The following is a 20026-nucleotide window of genomic DNA, read 5'->3' as shown; positions in this document are numbered from 1 at the left end:
GCGTGGGATTTTGGCGGTCTGTACATGAAAAAAATGCAAGGTTTTCAGTCATATTTTAGAAAACCTTGCAATATTTTCACAGGGTAGAAATCAGTTTTTCCCAATAGTTATGCGGGCTGGGCGGGATTTTAAGGGGAGACTAACTAATTTTAATCGCGAGCATTTGTTGGAAGATGGTATAAAATCCCTTCAAAAGGATAAATCACAAAAGCTTATGGGGCGATCGTTCCGAAAAGATTTATTTGCGAAGGCTTTAGGCCTGCTCTAAAAATTCATTCCAGAAAAAGTTGCAGCACCAGATTGGGGTAGAGCTTTTTCAAACGTTCTTCCAGAACTTTTCGGGTCTCGCGAAAGCGGAAAATGTTCATTTCCGCATCGTTTACCGGCGAAATGGTGACATCGACTTCGTAAGAGGAGCCGATATGAAATAGCAGAACTTTTTTCAGGCGAAAGGAATTGTCGAGGCTGGTTTTGATGACGGCTTCCGTCTTCCGTTTCAGGGATGCGTTTTGCGTTGTCCTGCCGATAAGGGAAAAAAACGAATGGGAAACAAGGCGGATAGGAGCGGGAAGCAATAGCAGGGAAATTAGGATGACGATGATAGAGTCGCCGATATAGTTGAGAAAGGCAAGCTTGGAATCGGACGGAACCGCCGCCATGAGAACGAGGGCGATTCCCGTACCGATGGTGACTAGAGTGTCCATATAGGCGGCGACCGTTTCGGAGCGGAGTATTGGGCTTTCCCCGCCGGTTCTTTGAGATTGTTTACGGTAGTAGAGCCAGACTCCGGCACATGCGAAAACCATGCCTACCGTATAGATGAGTAAAGGTTTCAGCTTAAGCGTTTCCGGTTCCGCGCGCCCTCCGCAAAAGAAATGGAAAATGCTTTCGCCGCCCTGAAAAATCGCATAGACCGTAATAGCGATAAGCAAAATGCCTTGCAGCAGGGCGTAAACGTTTTCGATGCTGTAAATGCCGAAGGGGTATTCGTCGCTGGTCACGTCGCGTTCGCGGGTAATGGAAAGCGCGATGATGAAACTCACCGCCGAGATGATGCATAGGCTGCCGTCGAGAGCGAGCGCATAGGAACTTGCGAAATAATAGCCGACCCAGCCGCAAATCCCCATGAACACGTTAATCCAGATGCCGACTTTTAGAGTCCGCATCTCAATTTGCTTGTATTTTGCCGGTTCCTGTTTCTGAATGACCAGACGGGAAAATCGGCGTTTTTGTTTGCAGGGAATTGCCATAGGGATAATATATATTGCATCAGCCAATAAATTCCACTTAAACGGGGGATAGGCTGACGGTTTGCGGCTCACATAAAAAAAGCGGCTTTTGCCGCTTTCTTCATCAAATCCATTTTAAATCTTATTTCTTTTTGTCTTTGCGGATGTTCAGCAAATTCTGGAAATACTGGATGAAGCTGAGGGTGCCGACTGCAAGGAAGCCGACAGCGTAGAGGGCGAGGAACGGCCCGATGATAAATTTTTGTGCGCCGATATAAGCGAGAAGCCCTAGAACGCAATAGATGCCGACGCCGATTTCCAAAAGGGCGAGGAACGGAAATTTCTGCCGGAAATGGGAATGCTTTTTGCCGCCGGTTTTGGGAGTGCGGACAAAAGTGCCTTGCTTGCCGAAGACCGCCGAAAACCAGGCGCGCGTGTTGCTAATCGCAATGCTGACACCCATCGCCATAAGAATGGGAAGGGAGAGCATTCGGGTTTTCCAGCCGGTATAGCCGGAGCAGCGCTGGGCGACAAAATAAAGAGTGGAAGGAGCAATGGCGGCTAGGAAAATAAAGACGAATCCGACGGTGAAAAGCCAGACCGGCAAATGGGCGACAGGTTCAAACCAGGCGAGAAGCGGGTAGGAACACAACGCCGTAAAAAGCATGCAGGGATGAATGGAATAGTGGGTCGTGTGCAGGAACGCTCCGATTTTTTTGCGGAACGGTACTTTCGCTTTGAATACGAGCGGCAAGTCTTTCATCGCCGTCTGGATGGAACCCTTTGCCCAGCGGAACTGCTGCGCCTTGAACGCATTGATGTCGTCGGGAAGTTCTGCGGGAACGATTACGTCAAAGACGAATTTCATCTTCCAACCGGCGAGCTGGCTCCGGTAAGACAAGTCCATGTCTTCGGTCAGTGTGTCGCCTTCCCAGCCGCCGGCGTCGATAATCGCCTGCTTGCGCCATACGCCCGCCGTGCCGTTGAAGTTCATAAAGAGGTCGCCCCAGCTCCTCGCGGACTGTTCAATCACAAAATGCCCGTCAATGCCGATGGATTGGGCAAGGGTCAGACCCGATTCCGTGCGGTTCAAGTGTCCCCAGCGTCCCTGTACGAGTCCGACGGAGGAATCCATCACCATATAGGGGACGGTTTTCAAAAGAAAATCCTTGTTCGGCACAAAGTCCGCATCGAAAATGGCGACGTATTCGCCTTTCGCCACTTCCAAGCCTTCTTTCAGGGCCCCCGCCTTGAAGTCTTTCCGGTTGGTGCGGTGGATGAGCTTGATGTCGTAGCCTTTCGCCTGCATTTCGGCGACTTTGCGTTTGGTCACTTCGTAGCAGTCGTCGGTCGAGTCGTCGAGGACCTGGATCTCGTGCTTGTCCTTCGGGTAGTCGATGGCGCAGACGACGTCGATGAGACGTTCCACGCAGTTGGCTTCGTTGAAAACGGGAAGCTGGGTCGTGACCATCGGAAGTTCATCCATCTTGTGGTCGCGGTAGAAGCGGAGCAGATTCTTGCGATCGGCGAGGCGCACCCGGCGTGAATTCTTAAGAAAAAGATAGATGCTCCAGTAGCAGTTGAATCCGTAAACGACAAGTCCGAGCCCGGCGATGACGTAGATGACAAAGAGGATATCCAATAAGTATTGAGCCATTTTAAACCTTTTGCATTATCGATGCTTGCGGCCAAATATAGAATTACAAAAGAAATAATGCTATATTCCGTTCGGAATTAGTGACAAAAATATGACACAAAATCGGTTGGAAAAATCCCCTCTGGAAAAATGGCTGGAAGCGAATCGGGAATGTGAAAATCTGGGAAATTCGCTTTTGCTTCTTTTGGGGCACGCTTGGGGGGGGATTTTGCGCCGTTCCGATTCCGTTTTTGCCGTTTTTTCGCCGGAAAAGGCTCTTTCTTTTATCCAGCGGTTGCCAAAGTCGGCTCTTCCCGAAGGACTGGGAGACTGGATTGCGCAGCCGAAGGCCTATGCCGAAGAGATTGTCCGTTTTTGCGAAACATCCCGGGATTTTAGTTTTCCTGCGGAACTCGGTCTGCATCGCTTTGCTTCCGCTCCTGTGGACTTGCGGGGAGTTGCTTGCCCCATGGGTTCCGTTCGGGCGCGTCTTGTGCTTTCGGGAGTGAATTCCGGCGAGGAAATTCTTTTTCTTGTCGATGACGGGGAGCCGATTGAAAATGTGCCTCGGGCTTTGGTTGAAACGGGAAATCGCATCGTTTTTCGCCGAAAAAAAGAAAAATATTGGGAATTATGTGTGTGGAAAGGCTAAATAAAGTAGTTTATATCCATGACTCATCGAATCCAAGTTATCGGCGATGAATTGATGGGTGCCGACGGCGAGGCGGCGACCCTGTTTTCCGAAATGGTCCTTTGCGAATATCCGACCCGGCCTGTGCAATTTGCCATTTCTCCGCTGGTCCGCTATCCGCTGGCTTCCGTACTTTCCCGCGCGCCTTGCGACATATTCGGGAAACTGGCCGAAAGGATTGTCCTGGGACTCGGATTGCATGAATTGCGTCTGGGTGCGGACGCCGAAAAAGTTTTTGCCGTTTACAAGCGCCTGTGCGAAGAAATTCTTTCCAAGACGTCTTCGGTGCTGTATCTGCTGACGATTCCGCAAGAAGCTTTTCCCGAAGCGGCAACGGAAGTGGAAAAATTAAATGGGAAGATGCGTACTTTGGAAAATGGAGACCGAGTCCACGTTCTGGATTTTGCCGCCCATGTGGAGAATTTTGAAAAGGAGCAGCTATTACGGGGAAAGTTTGCGCGGAGCCTCTACGATTCCAACCATGCTTCTACGTCGCTGGGGCATACCCTTTTGGGACTGTTCCTTTCTCGGCGGATTTTTAGTATCAAAAAGGAGTTGTAGATATGATTTCAGACAAGTTTTTGGCGAAAAATGCTGCTTCTGCCCGCGCTTGGGAAGAAACGAAAAAAAGGGATAATCGCCCCCGCGAAAAGAAAGCGTCCGAACCCAAAATCGGTATTTGTGAAAAATGCAAAAAGGAAGCCCCTCTGCACTCCTACATTTCCCGTGAAATGGCGATAGAAGGCGGTGCCGCAAGTTTTGGAAGGGTCGTGCATTTTTATTGTGAAGACTGCATGCCGCAAAAACGGCGCAACACGCCGACAGAACCGCCGATGACGGCGAAACAGGTGAAAAACCTTTTGCGGGGAGCCAAGAAAAATCTGCGCTAGCGAATGGATTGAATCTTGCCCTAGGCGTTCAACAACTTGAACAGGCGTTCGCGTCCGGCTTGGCCCGGATGCTCGGCAATTAAATCTTTGGCGAAGGCTTGCTGCAAAAGCGCCTCCGCTTTTTCTTTTTCAATCCCGCGACTCGTCAGATAGAAAATGGCTTCTTCGTCCAGAGTGCCGACCGTATTGCCATGGGAGCAGGAAACGTCATCGTGGTAGATTTTGAGGGTGGGCTTGACGCGGACTTTGGAATCGTCGGAAAGAAGGATGGTATTGACGAGTTCCGAAGAATCGGTGCCGGGGCAATTCGCACTGGCGATGACGCCGCCGTCGTAGCTCATGGAAGAGGCTCCCGAAAGCAGGTTGCGCACAAATTGATGGCTTTTGCACTGCGGCGCATTGTGCTGCACCCGCACAAATCCGTTTTCGCTGGCTTCGCCCGAGAGCAGGTTCAGTTCCCGGAAGGCAAAACGGGCGTTTTCTCCGTTGAGAAGCACCTTGACTTCGATACGGCGAACGGACTCTGTACGATTGAAATCCAAAATATCGACTTGGGAATTTTCGGACTGGAAAACGTGGATGCTGCGGAATTTAAGTTCCCCGGCGTGGGATTCCTCGGTGGAGAAAAGTTCCAACTGGGCGTTCGCTCCGACAAAAAAATCTAGCCGTTCCGCCGAAAGATTTCGTGGGATTTTATTTTCCAGAATTTCAAGGGAAACCCGGGCGCCGTCGCCGATGCGGAAGACCGTGTGCGAAAATTCGTCGTGCGCTTTGAGAATGCCGTTTTCGCTTTCGCCTTTGCCGATGTTCTTGACCAGCGTTTGAGCGCCGAGGGCGATGGGAAGCAGCGCGGCAAAATCGGTTTCGCTTTCGACTTGAAAATCCTTTGGGGAAATTCCCGCTTGGGACAGGCGTTCTTCGTTGCGGTCGTCCTTTGGTTCAATGGGAATGGACGGGTCGGCGATAAAGCGCAGCCCTTCTGCCTGGGCGAGCAGGGAAATGGGGAAGTAGTTCCAGTCTTCGGAGTGGCGGGTCGGGAGGCCAATCGCCCGGATTCTTTCCAAAGCTTCTTTTTGCATTAGACGATGCCCTCAAGGTTTTCGTAGCCTTCTTTTTCCAGTTTTTTCGCCAGTTCCGGTCCCCCGGACAGAACGATTTTCCCCTTGAGCAGAATGTGGACGAAATCCGGCTTTACATAGTCGAGCAGGCGTTCGTAATGCGTTACTAGAATGACGGCGCGCTCCGGTGTGCGCAAGTGGTTGATCCCGCCGGAAACAATGCGCAGGGCGTCGATGTCGAGTCCCGAATCCGTTTCGTCCAGGAATGCGTATTTGGGAAGGAGCATCGCCATCTGCAAAATCTCGTTGCGCTTTTTTTCCCCGCCCGAAAAGCCGTCGTTCAGTCCGCGGGTGCGGTAGCGTTCGTCCATTTCCAAAAGTTCCATGGCGGCGTTCAGCTGCCGGTTGAATTCCTCGTCGGAAACGGGTCCTTGATTCAAGTAGGCACGCTTGGAGTTTACCGCCATGCGCAAAAATTCCACGTTGGGAACTCCGGGGATTTCTATCGGGTATTGGGTGCTGGCGAAAAAGCCTTCGTTCGCCCGGGATGCGGGATCGAGTTCCAGCAGATTCTTGCCGTCCATTTCGACGGAGCCGGCGTCTATTTTGTATGCCGGATGTCCGCTGATGACTTTTGCCAGAGTACTTTTTCCGGAGCCGTTGAGTCCCATGATGGCGTGAACTTCACCGGGTTTCACGTCCAGGTTGATGCCTTGAAGAATCGGCGTTCCATCCAACAGGCTGGCTTTGAGATTTTTGATAGAAAGCATGGTGACTCCAATTTATAATTTGCTGCTGAATTGGACGAGTTCGTTGCGGTAATCCAGCAGGTTTTTGAAAAAGGTAGAACTTAGGGAAGGATCTTCGCCGTAGCGGGTTCGGTTTTGCTGCATTTTAGAAGCAAAGGTGTGCAAATCCAGACGCCATTGAATGACTTCGCCGGTTATTGGCTTCGTCTTGAGAACATCCCTCATGCGCTCGGCCGTGCGGATTTCCAGCTCGGCCAGGGTTTCCAGAAATTCCTTTTGCGCAGCTTCCGGCTTCCAGGATTCATCCCCAAAAGATTCGAGGACTTGGGCGGGGAGAGGCGAAAGCGAATCGTGAAGGCGCATCAGATGGATCTGTTTTGTTTCCGCGTATTCCGCGATGGCTGTGCTGAGCAGCTCGTCCAGAATTTCGGAAGCGAAGAGGCTGACTCCCGAAGCGGCGAAATCCAAATCGAAGAAGGCGCTGGCCGCTTCCCAAAGAGAAGGGGAGGCGATGACCAAGTGGATGAATCGGAGTTCCAGCGGAGGGAGTGCTTGCCAGGGGACTTGCTCTTCGGGGGGAGCTTGTAGAAGTTCGTCCTCTTTTTGAAATTTCCGTTTTTCTTTTTCGGGGCGGATGCCAGCAAAGTCGGGTCTAGCGCCAAAGCGTTCGGCCAGAATGCGCAGATACTGGTTTTGCAGTTCGCTGTCGCGGATGTTGACGAGAATGGATTTGATGTGGGTGATGAACTTCGCCCTGTCTTCGACGGTGTCCGTCGGCGAAATGCGGGAAAGGTAGCTGAACCAGTCTTCGGCGTGGGTAAGCTCGGCCCGAAAATCGTCGGCAGCGGATTCGCCGTGTTCGTTCATAAAGTTGTCGGGGTCGATTTTTTCTCCGTTCGGGCGGGAAAGGGCGACAATCTTTGGAATAATGCCTTGTGGCAAAACGATTTCGATGGTGCGTCTTGTCGCCGTGCGCCCAGCCTCGTCCCCATCGAAGACCAGATAGGCGGTCTTGGTGTAGCGCGAAAGGATTTCGGCGTGCTTTTCGGTAAGGGCTGTTCCTGAAACGGCGACGACGTTCTTTACGCCGGCCTGAAAAAGGCTGATCATGTCGAAATAGCCTTCGACGAGGATGACCGATCCCGCTTTGGGAATTTCATTTTTGGATTTGGAAAGCCCGTATAGGATCTCGCCTTTTTTATAGAGGGCGGTGTCCGGGCTGTTCAGGTATTTGGGGGCCTTTTTCTCTTTGTCGAGAATGCGCCCGCCGAATGCGACCACTTTTCCGGAAAGATTTTCGATGGCGAACATCAGACGGTCACGGAATTTGTCGGCGATGCCTCCGTTCTCCCTTTCGACGGCGAGTCCCGCTTCCACAAGCTGCCGGGGAGAAAATCCGTTTTTGGCGGCGAAACTCAAAAAACCTTCGCGTCCGTCCGGAGCGTAGCCGACTTTAAAAAAGTGGCGCGTTTCCTTGGACAAGTGCCGGGAGGAAATGTAGCCGAGGGCTTTTTCGCTGTGGGGAAGCTGCTCTACAAACCAATCGGCGGCGAGGTCGTTCAACTCGCGGACAAGGGAACGTTCTTCGGCATTTTTCGGATTTTCCGCGTGATGGATGGACGGAAGCTGAAAACCGGTCGCATTGGCAATCCACTCCACAGCCGCTTTGAAGTCCATTTTTTCGTGTTCCATGATGAATTTGAAAACGTCGCCGCCCGCTCCGCAGGCAAAGCATTTGTAAATGCCCATTTGCGTGTTTACGTTCATCGATGGGGAATGGTCATTGTGGAAAGGGCAACGCCCGACAAAGCGCCCGGATCCGGAACGCTTCAGCGGAACGAATTGCTGGATGATGTCCGCGATATTCGTCTGCTGTTTCAAATCTTGGAGGACGTCGTCTGAATAGAATGCCATGGCGCGGGTAAAGATAGCAACTTGCGCTAAAGGTTCAGGATTAGAGAGTTGGAAGAGGGGAAAGGCTAGTGGTTAGTGGATAGGAGTTAGTGCTTGATTTCAAATAATATTTTGCCGTCCACGCATTTTTCTGGAATTCGTTAAACGATAGGATGCCGCCTTGATGTCGTTTCTCGCTTTTATGTGGCGAATAGGATTCAAATGATTCTGTATGCAAAATAAAAAAGACCCCGGCGCAATGCCGAAGTCTTTAAGTGGAGCCTCCGGGACTTGAACCCGGAACCAACGGGTTATGAGTCCGTGGCTCTAACCAATTGAGCTAAAGCTCCGCTGGTTTCTACCAGTAACGCAGAATATAGAAAAAATATTGGATTTGGAAATCGTGAAATGGAGAATCAAGTGTTCTTTTATTTGTTGGACTTGCTTTGGCGGTTAGCTTTGGGGATATTTTTCTGTGCGCTCGTACACATCCGTAAACGTCATCGGGAAAAATTTCCCCTTCCTTCAAAAAAATGGCTTATATTTCTAAAAGAACCCCTTGAATGGAGATTTTTATGAATTGGAATAAAGCTATTGTTGCAGGATTGCTTGCAGTGACGAGTGCCTTTTCGATCACAGCAGAACGTGTCGGCCCTGTCAGTCAATACGGACAATTGATGGCTGGAAAAAATTCAAGCGGCAAGGGACAAATTTACGGTTCTTGCAAAGGCGTTCAAGATGGTGCCGAAGTTCAGGTTCGCGGAATGAGCCTTTATTGGAGCCTTCTGCCAGATGCGATGGAGTTCTGGACTGACGCGGGCGTGACAACGATGGTGAATGACATGAAAATCCAGATAGTGCGGGCGGCCATGGCGACGGGAACAGAGGATTGGAGCGGCTCTTGGAACGGCATTTCGCTCAAAGGATATACGAGCGATCCCAATAATCAAAAACAATTTGTCAAAACCGTCGTAGAAGCGGCCATAAAAAATGATATTTATGTGATTATCGACTGGCATTCCCATAATGCGCATGAACAGACTTCCAACGCGGTGGCTTTCTTTAGTGAAATGGCGCAAGCTTATGGGCAATATGATAACGTGATTTTTGAAATCTACAATGAACCTACGGATATTTCTTGGACGACGATTAAAAATTACGCGAATCAGGTAGTGGCGGCCATTCGCCAGTATTCCGATAATCTGATTCTCGTTGGAACCCGCTCTTGGGATCAGAATCCGCAGGAAGTTATCGGTAATGAAGTCTCGGACTCCGAGAAAAATACCGCCTACACTCTCCATTATTATGCAAATTCCCATTGCTGGGATGGATCTTATAGTTGGGGTGGCAATTGCGAAGGGACGAATGGATTGACGGCGATGAATGCGGGCCTTTCCGTGTTCGTTTCGGAATGGGGAACGGGAAATTCCGATGGCGGCGGCTCGCCGGATGTCAGCCGGAATAATAGCTGGCAGGAATACTTGAATACGCATAAACTTTCCTGGGCGAATTGGTCGGCTTCTAAAATCAACGAAGGCACGGCTGCTTTTACATCGGGCGCCTCGGCGACAAACCTTCAATACAGCACTTCCGGTTCTTTGGTCAAAGGTTTTCTGGCTTCAAACCCGGATTCCTATACGGCGTGTTCTGCGGAAACCGATACCATTCCCGACCCGATTTTTGCGGCTCCTTTAAAACAGAATATCTCATTCCAAAAACTTTCCGGCGGCGTACAGTTTACGCTTCCGAAATCGGGCGTAACGAAAGTGGAAATTTTGGATTTGCTCGGCAATAAACGGTTTGAAGAAACTTCTGCGAAATCGGCTGGAACGCATTTCCTTTCGACGAAGAAACTTTCCAAAGGCGGCTTCTTGATCCGGATTCGACAGCAAGGCGTCACCTTCCAGACGAAGTTTATGAACCTCTAGTTTAAATGATGCCGTTTTTCTCATTCGTCCAGAATTCTTTTTGGACGAATGAAGCGTTTCAGATGGCAAAAGCGTTTGATTTTTGGCATCTTCTAAAAAGTCAATTTGTATGAGAGTGCTAGTGGTCTGTGGTTAGTACTTTATTTTGGGGAATGATGGGCAATCTTCCACCAAATACTCGTTTTTCACTAGGTGAAGTTCTTTTCAAACGGAGCATTTTTCTTTCACAAGGTGAACTCAGTTTTCAGTTCCAACTCCCAATTTTCAACTGATCACGCTTCGGCTAGTTCGACAAGCTCACTAAGCGAAGCTCAGCGACCTCGCGAAGAGGCTTAGTTCGACAAGCGGTTACCGAGCTTGCCGAGGTGCACTAACCGGCGGTCCCTGAGCCTGTCGAAGGGCGCTAACGAACCGGCCCTTTTTGTTGCCTTTTTAAACTTGAATGGAATGCGCCAAATAAAAATCCGGCAGATCCATCTGGAAATGCCGGAACTTTCGTTTTTGTAAACGCTATTTCTTCTTTTTGAAGATTTTGTAGAAGCAGAATGTGTTCAATCCGATGATGGCCGTCCACGAGGCAATCATAAAGACGAGTCCGCCGAGAGTCAGTTCCATTAGGCTATCCTCCTGTGTTTTTGTGCGCGCCCGCTTTTCCAGGCATACCAAATCGCCGCGTTAAGGAGTCCGACAAGGGCTAGCAGGAAAATGCGGAATCCCAGGACAAAGGACTTTTGAGAAAATTCGCAGCCGAAGAAGGAAACGACGGCTTTGGGATCGATGTTGTTCATCAAAAGGACGTTCAGTCCATCGTGGAAAATCCATGCGACCAGCAGGGTGAGCAATGCCGCTGGGCAGACGTAGCGGATGATGATGCGAAAAATCCGCGGCAACTTGATGGCACTTCCGCAATTTAAAAGTTCGAAGGCTACGGAATCGCGGTTCTTTCGTTTTTTGCCGAGGACGATGGCAAAGACGAGAGCTTGGACGGCTCCTAAAACGACCAGCAGAAAACTGCCGCCCCAGAAATCCAGTTCGTCAATGGCGCCCGCCGCATTGCCTGCGATAGCGATGATTCCGCCGACAAGGGAAATGAGGCCAATCGTCATGACGGACTTGTTGTGGGAAATTTTTAGGTCGTCTTCACAGAAACTGATTAAAGGCTGGATGATGGAAATGGCGCTGGTGACCCCGGCGATGAACAGCATAAAGAACCAGATGGTCATGAAAACGGAGCCGAGCGGCAGCTTGCCGAATACGAGAGGCATGCTTTGGAACGCCAGCCCGAAAGTTCCCAGTTTGGCGCATTCTTCAATGTTGGATCCGAGGATGAGAATGGCTAGCGGAATCACAATGGTGCTGCCCAAGATGATTTCGGCAAAGGCGTTCGCCGATCCCGCCGAAAGGGAAGAGAGGACGATGTCGTCGTGCCGTTTGGTGTAGCTAGCATAGCAAAAGACGATGCCCATGCCGAGGCTCATGGTAAAGAATACCTGCCCCGCTGCGGCAAGCCAGATTCGGGGTTCCAGGAGAGCTGAAAAATCGGGATTCCACATGAAGGCGAGACCCTTGCCAATATCGGGAAGGGTGAGGACGCGGACGACCAGAATGATTCCCATGATGACGAGAATCGGCATGGAAATTTTATTCGCCCGTTCGATTCCCTTGCGCACTCCAAGAAAAATCAAAACCATATTGCACACGAATGTGATGGCAAAGAAGAGTATCGCTGCGGGAATGCTGCCGATTTTTTCGTTCAACGAAATAAAGTTCCGGAAGAACTCGGTAATCTCCCCGGCTTGGACGACCGCCATCAGTTTTCCGGTCAGGGAATACCAGGCGAAGGCGAGGATCCAGGATTCGATAAAGACGTAATAGAAGATGATGAACAGGGGAGGGAGAAGTCCGAGGGAGCCCAAATACTTTCCCCAAGGCCGGTCGATGATTTTATCGTAGGCGCTCGGCGATGTGCCGTGGCGAAGAATTCCCGCATAGCGCCCCAGCGTCCATTCTATCCAAGAGAGCGGAATGCCCAGAACCAGAAAGGCGATGAGTTAGGGAATGATGAAGCTCCCGCCTCCGTTGCTTGCCGCTTGAACCGGGAAGCGTAAAAAATTGCCGAGACCCACCGCGCTACCGGCGACTGCGAGAATGACACCGAGTTTGGAACCCCAGTTTTCTCGTGAAGAACTCATGTTTTACCTCTCATAAAATAACGCCATCCATAAATAAAACCGCTGCGGTTGCTGCACAGGCGACAATGACGAGTCCGCGCCCTAAAATGGCTGCGGCGGCTGCGGCAAAAAAGGCGGCAATGCCCGAAAGCCGATTGTCCGTCGCATAGAACATGGCGGGGACGGTCATCGCTGCGAGAACCGTAAAGGGAATATAGGATAAAAAAGAATTCCAAAATTCGCTTTTGAGCTGTTTACGGAGCAAAATGAAAGGAATTGTCCGAAGCAAGTAAGTAACTCCCGCCATGGTCAGCAAATACAGGAAAAAATCACGCCAATTCATGGAATATTTCCTTGTTTTACGGGGAAAAATCTGGCGCAGAAAAGGGAAGCAATAAGCGCGCAGAGGATAATGGAAAATCCGGCGGAAATCCCTTGCAGAATCGGAATGTATCGGAACGCCAGACTGAGTGCGATGGCAATAGCGACAGCGACGCAGGTCGGCTTGTGCAATTTCATCTGGGGAATCACAATCGCGATGAACATGCCGTATAGGGCGACACCCAGCGCGTTGGTCAGTATGGCAGGAAGAACTTGGCCGGCAATCGCTCCGCAGAAAGTGCCAAGACTCCAGCCGATATAGGGAAGGGCGGTAAGTCCTAAAAAGTAGAGAGGCGTTACCGCTTCCTTTTGCGACATGGCGAGTGCGTAAATTTCGTCGGTAATGCCGACGCTCAAAAGCAGGCGTTGCGGCGTTTTAAATGAGGGCGAAACCTTTTGGGAAAGTGAAATCGCCATCAGGGAATAGCGCAGGTTGATGAAAAAAGTGGCGATTGCCATTTCGATAAAGGTGCCGGTTGCCTGCATAATCTGGATTCCGGCAAATTGCCCGGCGGATGTCAGGTTTGTCATGGAAATGAGCGTGACAAAATCCCAGGGGAGAAACTTGGATCCGGCGATGCCAAAAGAAAAGGAGACGGCGAAATAGCCGATTCCAATCGGGAGACCATCGATAAATCCTTTTGAAAATTTCACGGCAACAATTATAATAAAAGGCCGCCTCGAGGAGGCGGGGAGTTGCTAGTTAATAGTTAGAAGTTAGGAGTTAGGAGTACTCAGAATGGGAGAAGCGGCTAGTGATCAGCGGCAAGGGGAACGTGCGGTAATTCACTCGCCGCTAGCCGCTAACCACTGCCAACTACCAACTGATAACTGATAACTGATAACTATCAACATGAATCCTAGCCGCAGCTGAATTTTCCAGTGTCCTTTCCGATATATTCGGGATAGTTGCCGTCAAAACAGGCGGCGCAATAGTCGGCGGGAGCTCCTGTGCATTCTTTCATTCCTTCGATGCTCAAGTATCCCAGGCTTTCGACGCCGAGCATTTTGGCGATTTCTTCCGGGGTCATATTATTTGCCGCCAGGTCGCCTGCATTCGGAAAATCCATTCCGAAATAGCAAGCGTGTGCTACAGGGGGCGATGCGATACGAATGTGGACTTCAGTCGCTCCGGCGTCCCGAATCATGCGCGAAAGAATTTTGAGTGTCGTGCCCCGTACAATGGAATCATCGACGACGCAGACCTTGCGATTTTTGAGAACGCCTTCGATAGGGTTGAATTTCAGCCGGACTTTTTGGGCGCGGACGTTCTGTGTCGGGTCGATGAATGTCCTTCCCACATAGTGATTGCGCAAAAGCCCGAGTTCAAATTTGATGCCGGATTCCCGGGCGTAACCGAGGGCCGCTGTTGTCGAAGAATCGGGAACGGGAATGACGACGTCCGCTTCGACGGGGCATTCCCGGGCGAGCTGTTTGCCCATTTTGCGGCGCACCTTGTCGCAGATTTGTTCAAAAATGCGGGAGTCCGGTCTGGCGAAGTAGATGTATTCGAAAATGCAGTGGGCAAGGTGATCTTTCTTGACGAAGGTTTCGGAATGAAGGCCGTCTTGGGTGATGGTCAAAAGTTCACCCGCTTGGATGTCGCGGACGTAAGTGGCACCCAGAAGATCGAAGGCGCAGGTTTCGCTGGCGATGCACCAGCCGTTGCCGAATCGGGCAAGCGACAACGGTCGGAATGCGTAACCGTCCCGCGCTACATACATGGCGTCTTTGGTCAAGATGATAATGCAAAAGCAGCCGGTGAGTTTGGAAAGCGCTTTTTTGATGGCTTCCTTGACGTTTGGCGCATGGGTTCTGGCTATATCGTGCAAAAGAATTTCGGAATCCGAAGTCGTTTGAAAAATATGCCCGGCTTCTTCCATCTCGGCGCGGAGTTCGGCGGCATTTGTCAAGTTGCCGTTGTGGGCGATGGCTAGTTGCCCCCATTTGCAGCTGACAAGAATCGGTTGCGCATTGGCGAGAGTGCTCGAACCTGTCGTGCTATAACGGACGTGCCCGATGCCGGCAAATCCCTGCAGTTCGTCAACGTTGTGTTCTCGGAGAAGGGTGGATACAAGTCCCATGGATTTTCGGACTCGTATTTTTTCTCCGTTGGTGATGGCGATGCCAGCGCTTTCCTGGCCTCGGTGTTGCAGGGCGTAAAGTCCCATGGCAACATTGCGGGCGACGTTTTCGCTATTGTAAATGCCGATAACGCCGCATTCTTCGTGAAGTTCTTCCAGCATGGAATCCTCTTGGATGATGGAACGAATCTAAAAAAAACGCCCGTTTTCAAAAAGAAAATGGGCGAAGGAATTTCAACCGGGATATATGGTTCGGCTTGGATATCCGAAAATTCAGAACATTTTTGTAAAGAATGCGAATCGCATTGGAAATTGGCCCCCAAAAGGCCTTCCGCAAGAGGATTTATTCGACTCGCATTTCAAAGGTCTTGCCTTCGGCTGTTACCTGGTAAGTTCCTTTGAATCCGCGAAAGTGGGCGAGTCCATCTTCGCCAGCGACCGCGGTCGTGTCGGTGTTCCAGGTTTTGTGCCACAAGTCGAAAATCGCTTTGGCTGCGGGCTTTTCGCGCCCGTCTGCGGCAATAACGCCGCCGTTCTTGACCCAATGGCGATTGTCCCAGAATCCCCACAAAAGAATTCCCGAAACGGCGGGATGGCTGAATGCGGTGCGGATGAAGGTCTCGTATTTTTGTGCCTGTACGCTTTCGGAATCGTTCATGCCTAGTTGCCAATCTCCGATGTCAAATTCCGTGATCTTGATGGGCAAGCCGAGAGTCGCCAGCTTATCCAAACGTTCCCGGATTAGGGCCGGGACGACGGGGCGTAAGCCGAAGTGACATTGCACGCCGATTCCATGAATGGGAACTTTGCGGTCCAGCATTCCTCGAATCAGATTGTAATAGCGGTCTGTTTCTCCGGCGGCAACGACATTGTATTCGTTGATGTAAAGCTTGGCTTCCGGATCTGCGCGGTGCGCCCAGATGAATGCGCTGTCCAGAAGATTCCAGCCGCAGGTGTTGAAAGTGTATGCTTCGTGCAAAGGTTCGTTCCACACGTCGTATTCGGTGATTTTTCCTTTGTATTCTTTGAGGTCGCGGTCGATTCTCGCTTTGAGATAGTTGGCGAAATCCTTGCATTTCTTGGGCGAACCCGGATTGGAATAGTGCTTGTCGAAACCGTAGCCCTGGTGTCCCCACATCAAGGCGTGCCCTCGCAGTTCCCAACTGTTTTGTGCGGTAAAGTCGGTGTATTCCTTCATCTCTTCCCGTTTGACTTTTCCTTTTTTCGGTTCGTATTCAGGCCATTTGAACTGGTTTTCCGAAACGCCGTGCCAAAAGAATTTCTTCGCTTTTTCACGATACCATTTTTCCACGCTGTCCTGCTTGCTGTTGCCGTTCATTTTGTAAAGGGCGAGTGCCGTGCCAAATGGGAATGCGTGCCGTTGCAATTTGACATGGACTTTTTCTCCGGGCTTTGCCTTTACCGAAAAGTCGGCTTTGCGCAGGCTATCGATGCGCGATTCGGAAGAGGCAAACCATTGGCTGTCCATAGATCCGATTTTTTCGATTTCCACGTCGTCCATTTGCAGCCAGCCTTTTTTCAAACCCACATGGAAGGTGACGTTATTCAGCCCGTAGCCCTTTTGGTCGGCGAGAAATGTCATCGAATAGGTTTGCCATTTTTCCGAAAGGTCGAAGGAGGCACTTTCCTTTTGGCGGTAATCCGGCGGGCCGCCTTGGACAATCGCATTGATGGGAACGTTTCCTTTGGCCTTGAAATTTAATTTGTAATAAGCTGAATCCGCTAAAAATTTTGGCGGTTGCAGTTGCAATCCCCACCAGATTTTTGGCAGTTGCTTTACGACGATTTTAACGCCTTGCGATCCGTCGTAGCCGAGTCCGGGTTCGGCGAGCTTCATTTCGACGGTTGCGGGACCGTCGGGATTGTTCCAAAGATACCAACCGCCATCTCCGTATTCCATATTGCCATTGCTTAGAATATTTTGAGCTAAAGCGGATGTGCAAAAGAAAGCGAGGAAAATGGCGGAAGAAAAAAATCGGTGTTGAAAAAAGGAAATCATATCATCCTCGTAGAAAAAGGTTGTATCACTTAATATAAATCTGTCGTCATCGGAAAAAATCGGGATTTCTTAAAATGACGGTCTATCTGTATCGATTGTGTCAAAAATGGAAATTGCCAAAATGGAAAATGCCAGAAACGAAAATGGCGAGCCTGTAGAAAACTCAGAAGATGTCTTTTATCTTTCGGATGTCTGCACTGATGAGGATTTCTAAATGGGCAAAAATCTTTTCCGCGTCCCAGTCCCACCATCTGAGTTTCAAAAGATATTCCGTCAGTTCATCGTCAAAGCGTTTGTGGATGCTGCGGCACGGATTTCCGGCGGCGATTGTGTATGGTGGAATGTCGGACGCGACGACGGAATCCGCGCCGATGATGGCGCCGTCGCCGATGTGAACGCCGGGCATGACCGTTACGTTTTGTCCAAATGGTCAAACAGACAAATCCATCGGCAGGTCGCTGATGTCTTTTATCCGTTTCCCGCTTATCAGCACATCCAGCATTTCAATGGAATCTTCCGCTCCGGTGGCTTTTACGGATTCAATAAGTTCATATAATGCGAAATGATACATACAATCGATATCGCCTGTCCCAAGCGCAAGCGAAGCCAGACGGCTCGGAAGCGGCTCTCCTGTTACCACGACAATATGCGGCAGATGTCCTTTTCTGTTCCGAATCAGTCCGAGAGCTTCTGTCCGGCTGTTTTGCGCACGGTCGCTCCGCATCGTCCATTTTGCGGATACAGACGCATGAAGTATTGGTAAGCCTCCGTTCTTTTTGCGTATGTCGGTCATTTTTGAAACAGAGTCATCCACAATGGCAACTGAACTGTTGATTTCCTCGTCGGACACCGGACTTCTATAGACCACAACATCGGGCGCGACCATGTAGTCGTTTCCCATGCTGGCGGCAAGTTTTGCATCCGATTCTGTCAGGTGGCTCAAGTATTCAAGGTGTTCATATTGGGCAAAACTGCTCGTCTTTAGCGCGCTCCGATTTCCCAATTTTATGATATGCCAATCTCCCGGACGCAGATTCTGCAAGTGCGGAAATGTGCCCGCCAGAAACTGCATATTGACTTCCTCGAACTTCGCACCCGATGTTTGTCCAAGAGCCTTTTCCTTGATTTCTGCGGTTAAGCGATTTGCAATTCCCTGCGCTATTGCAACTGACAGTTTTGACGAAGAATCCGCGTTGCTGGGAATGCCTTTCGCATCAACGGTAAGAATTCCTTTTTCGAGCAGACTTCTGTGGTATTTTTTTTCGTGCTTCAGCAATCAATGCTTCCATGTTCCAAAACCTTCCTTATTTCTTTTCCGACGCTTTCCGCAACCGGCGGAGGAAACGCATTTCCAATCATACGGCATGCAGCTGTTTTCTTTGTTCCGAAATTCCAAGTGTCGGGGAATCCCTGTATTCTTGCAATCATGCGCGGAGTAAGACGGGGCATTCCGACAAAATCCTGTGCCGGTGCTTCATTTGCGATGCCGCGTCCGTCAACACAAATTGCTTCCCATGCTTTTCGAGAGCGGACGGGTCCCAAATCAGGCCCGCCGTGCTTTTTTGAGCCACCGACAATCGTCGGAGCTATGGTGTTTGCTCGGCGAATCCATTCGTCCGCACCTTTCCATCCGTTTGCACGTATCAAATCGGCAAGCGTTTCTCCGACTGTTTTTGCAAGCCCTGGCTTTTCTTTCGGGTATTCAAAGGAATCGTCTATGTCGTTTCGTATTCCCACAATTACAACACGCGGACGCAATTGCGGAACGCCGTAGTCAGAGGCATTCAGCAATTTGATGTGGACGCTGTAACCAAGTCCGGAAATTTGATTCAAAATGGAATTCCGATAGTCGGAAAATACCGGGTCAAGAAAACCGCGGACATTTTCCAGCATGACGGCGCGCGGATGTATTTCTTCTATCAGGCGTATTGCTTCCGGGAACAAATCGCGCTCGTCCGATTTTCCGAGCTGCTTTCCTGCCACCGAAAATGGTGGACAGGGAACGCCGCCGGCAAGCAGGTCGATTTTACCACTGTATTCTTTTCCAGAAAAATGCTTTACGTCTGTACAGAGAATATTCCATTCAGGCTTGTTGGATTTCAGGACGGTGCAATAATCGTGTTCATACTCAACAAGCGCGATATGCGAAAATCCAGCCCGAGCAATCCCTAACGCTTGTCCGCCCGCACCGGCGCAAATTTCAATGCTCGTAAGCATAGAATCCTCATTTTTACTTCAAGTAGAATTATACATAAATTTTAAACAAAGAAAATTCTGTAACTGACCGTAGTTTCTTATTAGATGTTCTTTATCCTGTTTAGATCCCCGCTGGTGAGGATTTCTAAATGGGCAAAAATCTTTTCTGCGTCCCAGTCCCACCATTTGAGTTTCAAAAGATATTCCGTCAGTTCGTCGTCAAAGCGTTTGCGGATGACGCGGCACGGATTTCCGGCGGCGATTGTGTATGGCGGAATGTCGGACGCGACGACGGAATCCGCCCCGATGATGGCGCCGTCGCCGATGTGCACGCCGGGCATGACCGTCACGTTTTGTCCAATCCACACGTCGTTTCCCACAACGGTGTCTCCTTTGAGCGGAAGGTCTGAAAGTGTGGGCGTTGATTTTTCCCAGCCGCCGCCCATGATGTTGAACGGATAGGTCGTGACGCTTTTCATCCGGTGGTTCGCGCCGTTCATGACGAATTCGATTCCCTTTGCTATCGCACAGAACTTTCCGATGATGAGCCTGTCGCCAAGAAATTCGTAGTGGTGCGTCACGTGCTTTTCAAAGCCTTCGGAATCTTCCGGGTCGTCGTAATACGTGTAGTCGCCCACGGTGATGTTTTTGCGCGTGATGACATTTTTGATGTAGCATACGCTCAGAATTTTTTCGTTCGGGTGAACGGATGCGGGATTTGGGCCAATCATATTCTGTCCTTTTGGGAGTTGGGAATTTTGCAAAATTAAAATAATAGGGGAAAATGTGCGCGAAGGAATCGCCACATTGCAGAATCTAGTGCTTTGTTGAGAAGATAGAGGATTGAGGAACGCGAAATGGACGGATTGTAAATGGGAACGAAAGAGATTTCAGCTGAAGCGCAAACATACAATTTTTCCCGATAAAAATGCCTATCAGAAAATTCTTCATGGAACGCTTCTGCTATTGTAAAAGCAACCTTTTCCCGGCGATGTCAAGAATGGCTGGCGATGGCGGCGTAGTAACCTCTCGGCTTTGAAGAACGCCCGAACGCAGCAGCTTGCCGTTCAAATCAAAGAGCCTGTAAGGTGTACCAAGAT

General features: G+C 50.1%; 18 protein-coding genes, 1 tRNA gene and 1 pseudogene. 4 read left to right on the top strand and 16 right to left on the bottom strand.

Translation table 11 applies throughout. The annotated features are described in order from the left end of the window. Positions 1–272 precede the first annotated feature (272 nt). Together B5D40_RS11580 and B5D40_RS11575 are read right to left on the bottom strand one after the other, a co-directional pair. Positions 273–1250, bottom strand: a complete 978-nt coding sequence (locus tag B5D40_RS11580; RefSeq protein WP_078777028.1) for a cation transporter — start codon at positions 1248–1250, stop codon at positions 273–275. Between the two features lie 121 nt (positions 1251–1371). Beyond that, positions 1372–2886 carry a glycosyltransferase gene (locus B5D40_RS11575; protein ID WP_078777027.1) on the bottom strand — a complete coding sequence of 505 codons (1515 nt, stop codon included), beginning with the start codon at positions 2884–2886 and terminating at the stop codon, positions 1372–1374. A gap of 91 nt (positions 2887–2977) precedes the next feature. Between B5D40_RS11575 and B5D40_RS11570 the strand changes: the two genes are divergently transcribed. The 3 genes from B5D40_RS11570 to B5D40_RS11560 are packed head-to-tail and all read left to right on the top strand — an operon-like array spanning position 2978 to position 4446. Further along, complete coding sequence (locus B5D40_RS11570; RefSeq protein WP_078777026.1) at positions 2978–3517, top strand: sulfurtransferase TusA family protein; 540 nt, start codon at positions 2978–2980, stop codon at positions 3515–3517. An 18-nt stretch (positions 3518–3535) separates the two neighbouring features. Next, the gene (locus B5D40_RS11565) at positions 3536–4117 is read left to right on the top strand and encodes a hypothetical protein (protein WP_073302456.1); all 582 of its coding nucleotides are present in this window, start codon (positions 3536–3538) and stop codon (positions 4115–4117) included. A 2-nt stretch (positions 4118–4119) separates the two neighbouring features. Further along, the gene (locus B5D40_RS11560) at positions 4120–4446 is read left to right on the top strand and encodes a hypothetical protein (protein WP_078777025.1); all 327 of its coding nucleotides are present in this window, start codon (positions 4120–4122) and stop codon (positions 4444–4446) included. Between the two features lie 20 nt (positions 4447–4466). Here the strand turns inward: B5D40_RS11560 and B5D40_RS11555 are convergent, their stop codons facing one another. The 4 genes from B5D40_RS11555 to B5D40_RS11540 all read right to left on the bottom strand — a co-directional run bounded on the left by B5D40_RS11555 (position 4467) and on the right by B5D40_RS11540 (position 8496). Continuing rightward, positions 4467–5525: a SufD family Fe-S cluster assembly protein gene (locus B5D40_RS11555; RefSeq protein ID WP_078777024.1), complete on the bottom strand. Its 1059-nt coding sequence runs from the start codon at positions 5523–5525 to the stop codon at positions 4467–4469. After that, a complete protein-coding gene (sufC, locus tag B5D40_RS11550) occupies positions 5525–6274 on the bottom strand; it encodes a Fe-S cluster assembly ATPase SufC (protein ID WP_078777023.1) in 750 nt (249 codons plus the stop codon). Before sufC ends, B5D40_RS11555 begins: the two co-directional genes overlap by 1 nt. A 12-nt stretch (positions 6275–6286) precedes the next feature. Further along, the gene (gene dnaG / locus B5D40_RS11545) at positions 6287–8167 is read right to left on the bottom strand and encodes a DNA primase (RefSeq protein WP_078777022.1); all 1881 of its coding nucleotides are present in this window, start codon (positions 8165–8167) and stop codon (positions 6287–6289) included. Positions 8168–8422: 255 nt separating this feature from the next. Further along, positions 8423–8496: transfer RNA gene (locus B5D40_RS11540), tRNA-Ile, on the bottom strand. 225 nt (positions 8497–8721) lie between these two features. Here B5D40_RS11540 and B5D40_RS11535 point away from each other — a divergent pair. Beyond that, positions 8722–10074, top strand: coding sequence for a glycoside hydrolase family 5 protein (locus B5D40_RS11535; protein ID WP_158222073.1), 1353 nt, complete (start codon positions 8722–8724; stop codon positions 10072–10074). Between the two features lie 614 nt (positions 10075–10688). Here the strand turns inward: B5D40_RS11535 and B5D40_RS11530 are convergent. The 10 genes and pseudogenes from B5D40_RS11530 to B5D40_RS11490 all read right to left on the bottom strand — a co-directional run bounded on the left by B5D40_RS11530 (position 10689) and on the right by B5D40_RS11490 (position 19657). Continuing rightward, positions 10689–11990 (bottom strand): SLC5/6 family protein, encoded by a 1302-nt coding sequence (locus B5D40_RS11530; protein ID WP_233134230.1) that lies wholly within the window; start codon positions 11988–11990, stop codon positions 10689–10691. Between the two features lie 135 nt (positions 11991–12125). Further along, positions 12126–12266, bottom strand: coding sequence for a hypothetical protein (locus B5D40_RS16160; RefSeq protein WP_233134229.1), 141 nt, complete (start codon positions 12264–12266; stop codon positions 12126–12128). Positions 12267–12276: 10 nt separating this feature from the next. Beyond that, on the bottom strand, positions 12277–12588 hold the full coding sequence (locus tag B5D40_RS11525) for an AzlD domain-containing protein (protein WP_078777020.1): 312 nt from the start codon (positions 12586–12588) through the stop codon (positions 12277–12279). Beyond that, entirely contained in the window at positions 12585–13280 is a 696-nt protein-coding gene (locus tag B5D40_RS11520; protein WP_078777019.1) for an AzlC family ABC transporter permease, read from the bottom strand. The genes B5D40_RS11525 and B5D40_RS11520 overlap by 4 nt, the downstream gene beginning before the upstream one ends. Before the next feature lie 206 nt (positions 13281–13486). Next, entirely contained in the window at positions 13487–14872 is a 1386-nt protein-coding gene (gene purF / locus B5D40_RS11515) for an amidophosphoribosyltransferase (RefSeq protein WP_078777018.1), read from the bottom strand. A 181-nt stretch (positions 14873–15053) separates the two neighbouring features. Further along, positions 15054–16730: an endo-1,4-beta-xylanase gene (locus B5D40_RS11510; protein WP_078777017.1), complete on the bottom strand. Its 1677-nt coding sequence runs from the start codon at positions 16728–16730 to the stop codon at positions 15054–15056. 163 nt (positions 16731–16893) lie between these two features. Beyond that, positions 16894–17154 (bottom strand): annotated as a pseudogene (locus tag B5D40_RS11505) (acetyltransferase); the annotation flags it as partial. Between the two features lie 6 nt (positions 17155–17160). Next, on the bottom strand, positions 17161–18006 hold the full coding sequence (locus tag B5D40_RS11500) for an NgoMIV family type II restriction endonuclease (RefSeq protein WP_078777015.1): 846 nt from the start codon (positions 18004–18006) through the stop codon (positions 17161–17163). Continuing rightward, on the bottom strand, positions 18000–18947 hold the full coding sequence (locus B5D40_RS11495; protein WP_078777014.1) for a DNA cytosine methyltransferase: 948 nt from the start codon (positions 18945–18947) through the stop codon (positions 18000–18002). Before B5D40_RS11495 ends, B5D40_RS11500 begins: the two co-directional genes overlap by 7 nt. Positions 18948–19027: 80 nt before the next feature. Next, entirely contained in the window at positions 19028–19657 is a 630-nt protein-coding gene (locus B5D40_RS11490; RefSeq protein ID WP_078777013.1) for a Vat family streptogramin A O-acetyltransferase, read from the bottom strand. Positions 19658–20026 lie beyond the last annotated feature (369 nt).

This window comes from Fibrobacter intestinalis, assembly GCF_900167415.1.
In the GTDB taxonomy this organism is placed as follows: Bacteria; Fibrobacterota; Fibrobacteria; order Fibrobacterales; family Fibrobacteraceae; genus Hallerella; species Hallerella intestinalis.
This window is presented reverse-complemented; position numbering and strand designations above follow the sequence as displayed.

Coding starts and splice junctions, on each gene's coding strand:
- dnaG (WP_078777022.1), bottom strand. CDS start 8,167: ATGGCATTCTATTCAGACGACGTCCTCCAAGATTTGAAACAGCAGACG.
- B5D40_RS11510 (WP_078777017.1), bottom strand. CDS start 16,730: ATGATTTCCTTTTTTCAACACCGATTTTTTTCTTCCGCCATTTTCCTC.
- B5D40_RS11535 (WP_158222073.1), top strand. CDS start 8,722: ATGAATTGGAATAAAGCTATTGTTGCAGGATTGCTTGCAGTGACGAGT.
- B5D40_RS11495 (WP_078777014.1), bottom strand. CDS start 18,947: ATGCTTACGAGCATTGAAATTTGCGCCGGTGCGGGCGGACAAGCGTTA.
- B5D40_RS11555 (WP_078777024.1), bottom strand. CDS start 5,525: ATGCAAAAAGAAGCTTTGGAAAGAATCCGGGCGATTGGCCTCCCGACC.
- B5D40_RS11580 (WP_078777028.1), bottom strand. CDS start 1,250: ATGGCAATTCCCTGCAAACAAAAACGCCGATTTTCCCGTCTGGTCATT.
- sufC (WP_078777023.1), bottom strand. CDS start 6,274: ATGCTTTCTATCAAAAATCTCAAAGCCAGCCTGTTGGATGGAACGCCG.
- B5D40_RS11575 (WP_078777027.1), bottom strand. CDS start 2,886: ATGGCTCAATACTTATTGGATATCCTCTTTGTCATCTACGTCATCGCC.
- B5D40_RS11560 (WP_078777025.1), top strand. CDS start 4,120: ATGATTTCAGACAAGTTTTTGGCGAAAAATGCTGCTTCTGCCCGCGCT.
- B5D40_RS11565 (WP_073302456.1), top strand. CDS start 3,536: ATGACTCATCGAATCCAAGTTATCGGCGATGAATTGATGGGTGCCGAC.
- purF (WP_078777018.1), bottom strand. CDS start 14,872: ATGCTGGAAGAACTTCACGAAGAATGCGGCGTTATCGGCATTTACAAT.
- B5D40_RS11490 (WP_078777013.1), bottom strand. CDS start 19,657: ATGATTGGCCCAAATCCCGCATCCGTTCACCCGAACGAAAAAATTCTG.
- B5D40_RS11525 (WP_078777020.1), bottom strand. CDS start 12,588: ATGAATTGGCGTGATTTTTTCCTGTATTTGCTGACCATGGCGGGAGTT.
- B5D40_RS16160 (WP_233134229.1), bottom strand. CDS start 12,266: ATGAGTTCTTCACGAGAAAACTGGGGTTCCAAACTCGGTGTCATTCTC.
- B5D40_RS11570 (WP_078777026.1), top strand. CDS start 2,978: ATGACACAAAATCGGTTGGAAAAATCCCCTCTGGAAAAATGGCTGGAA.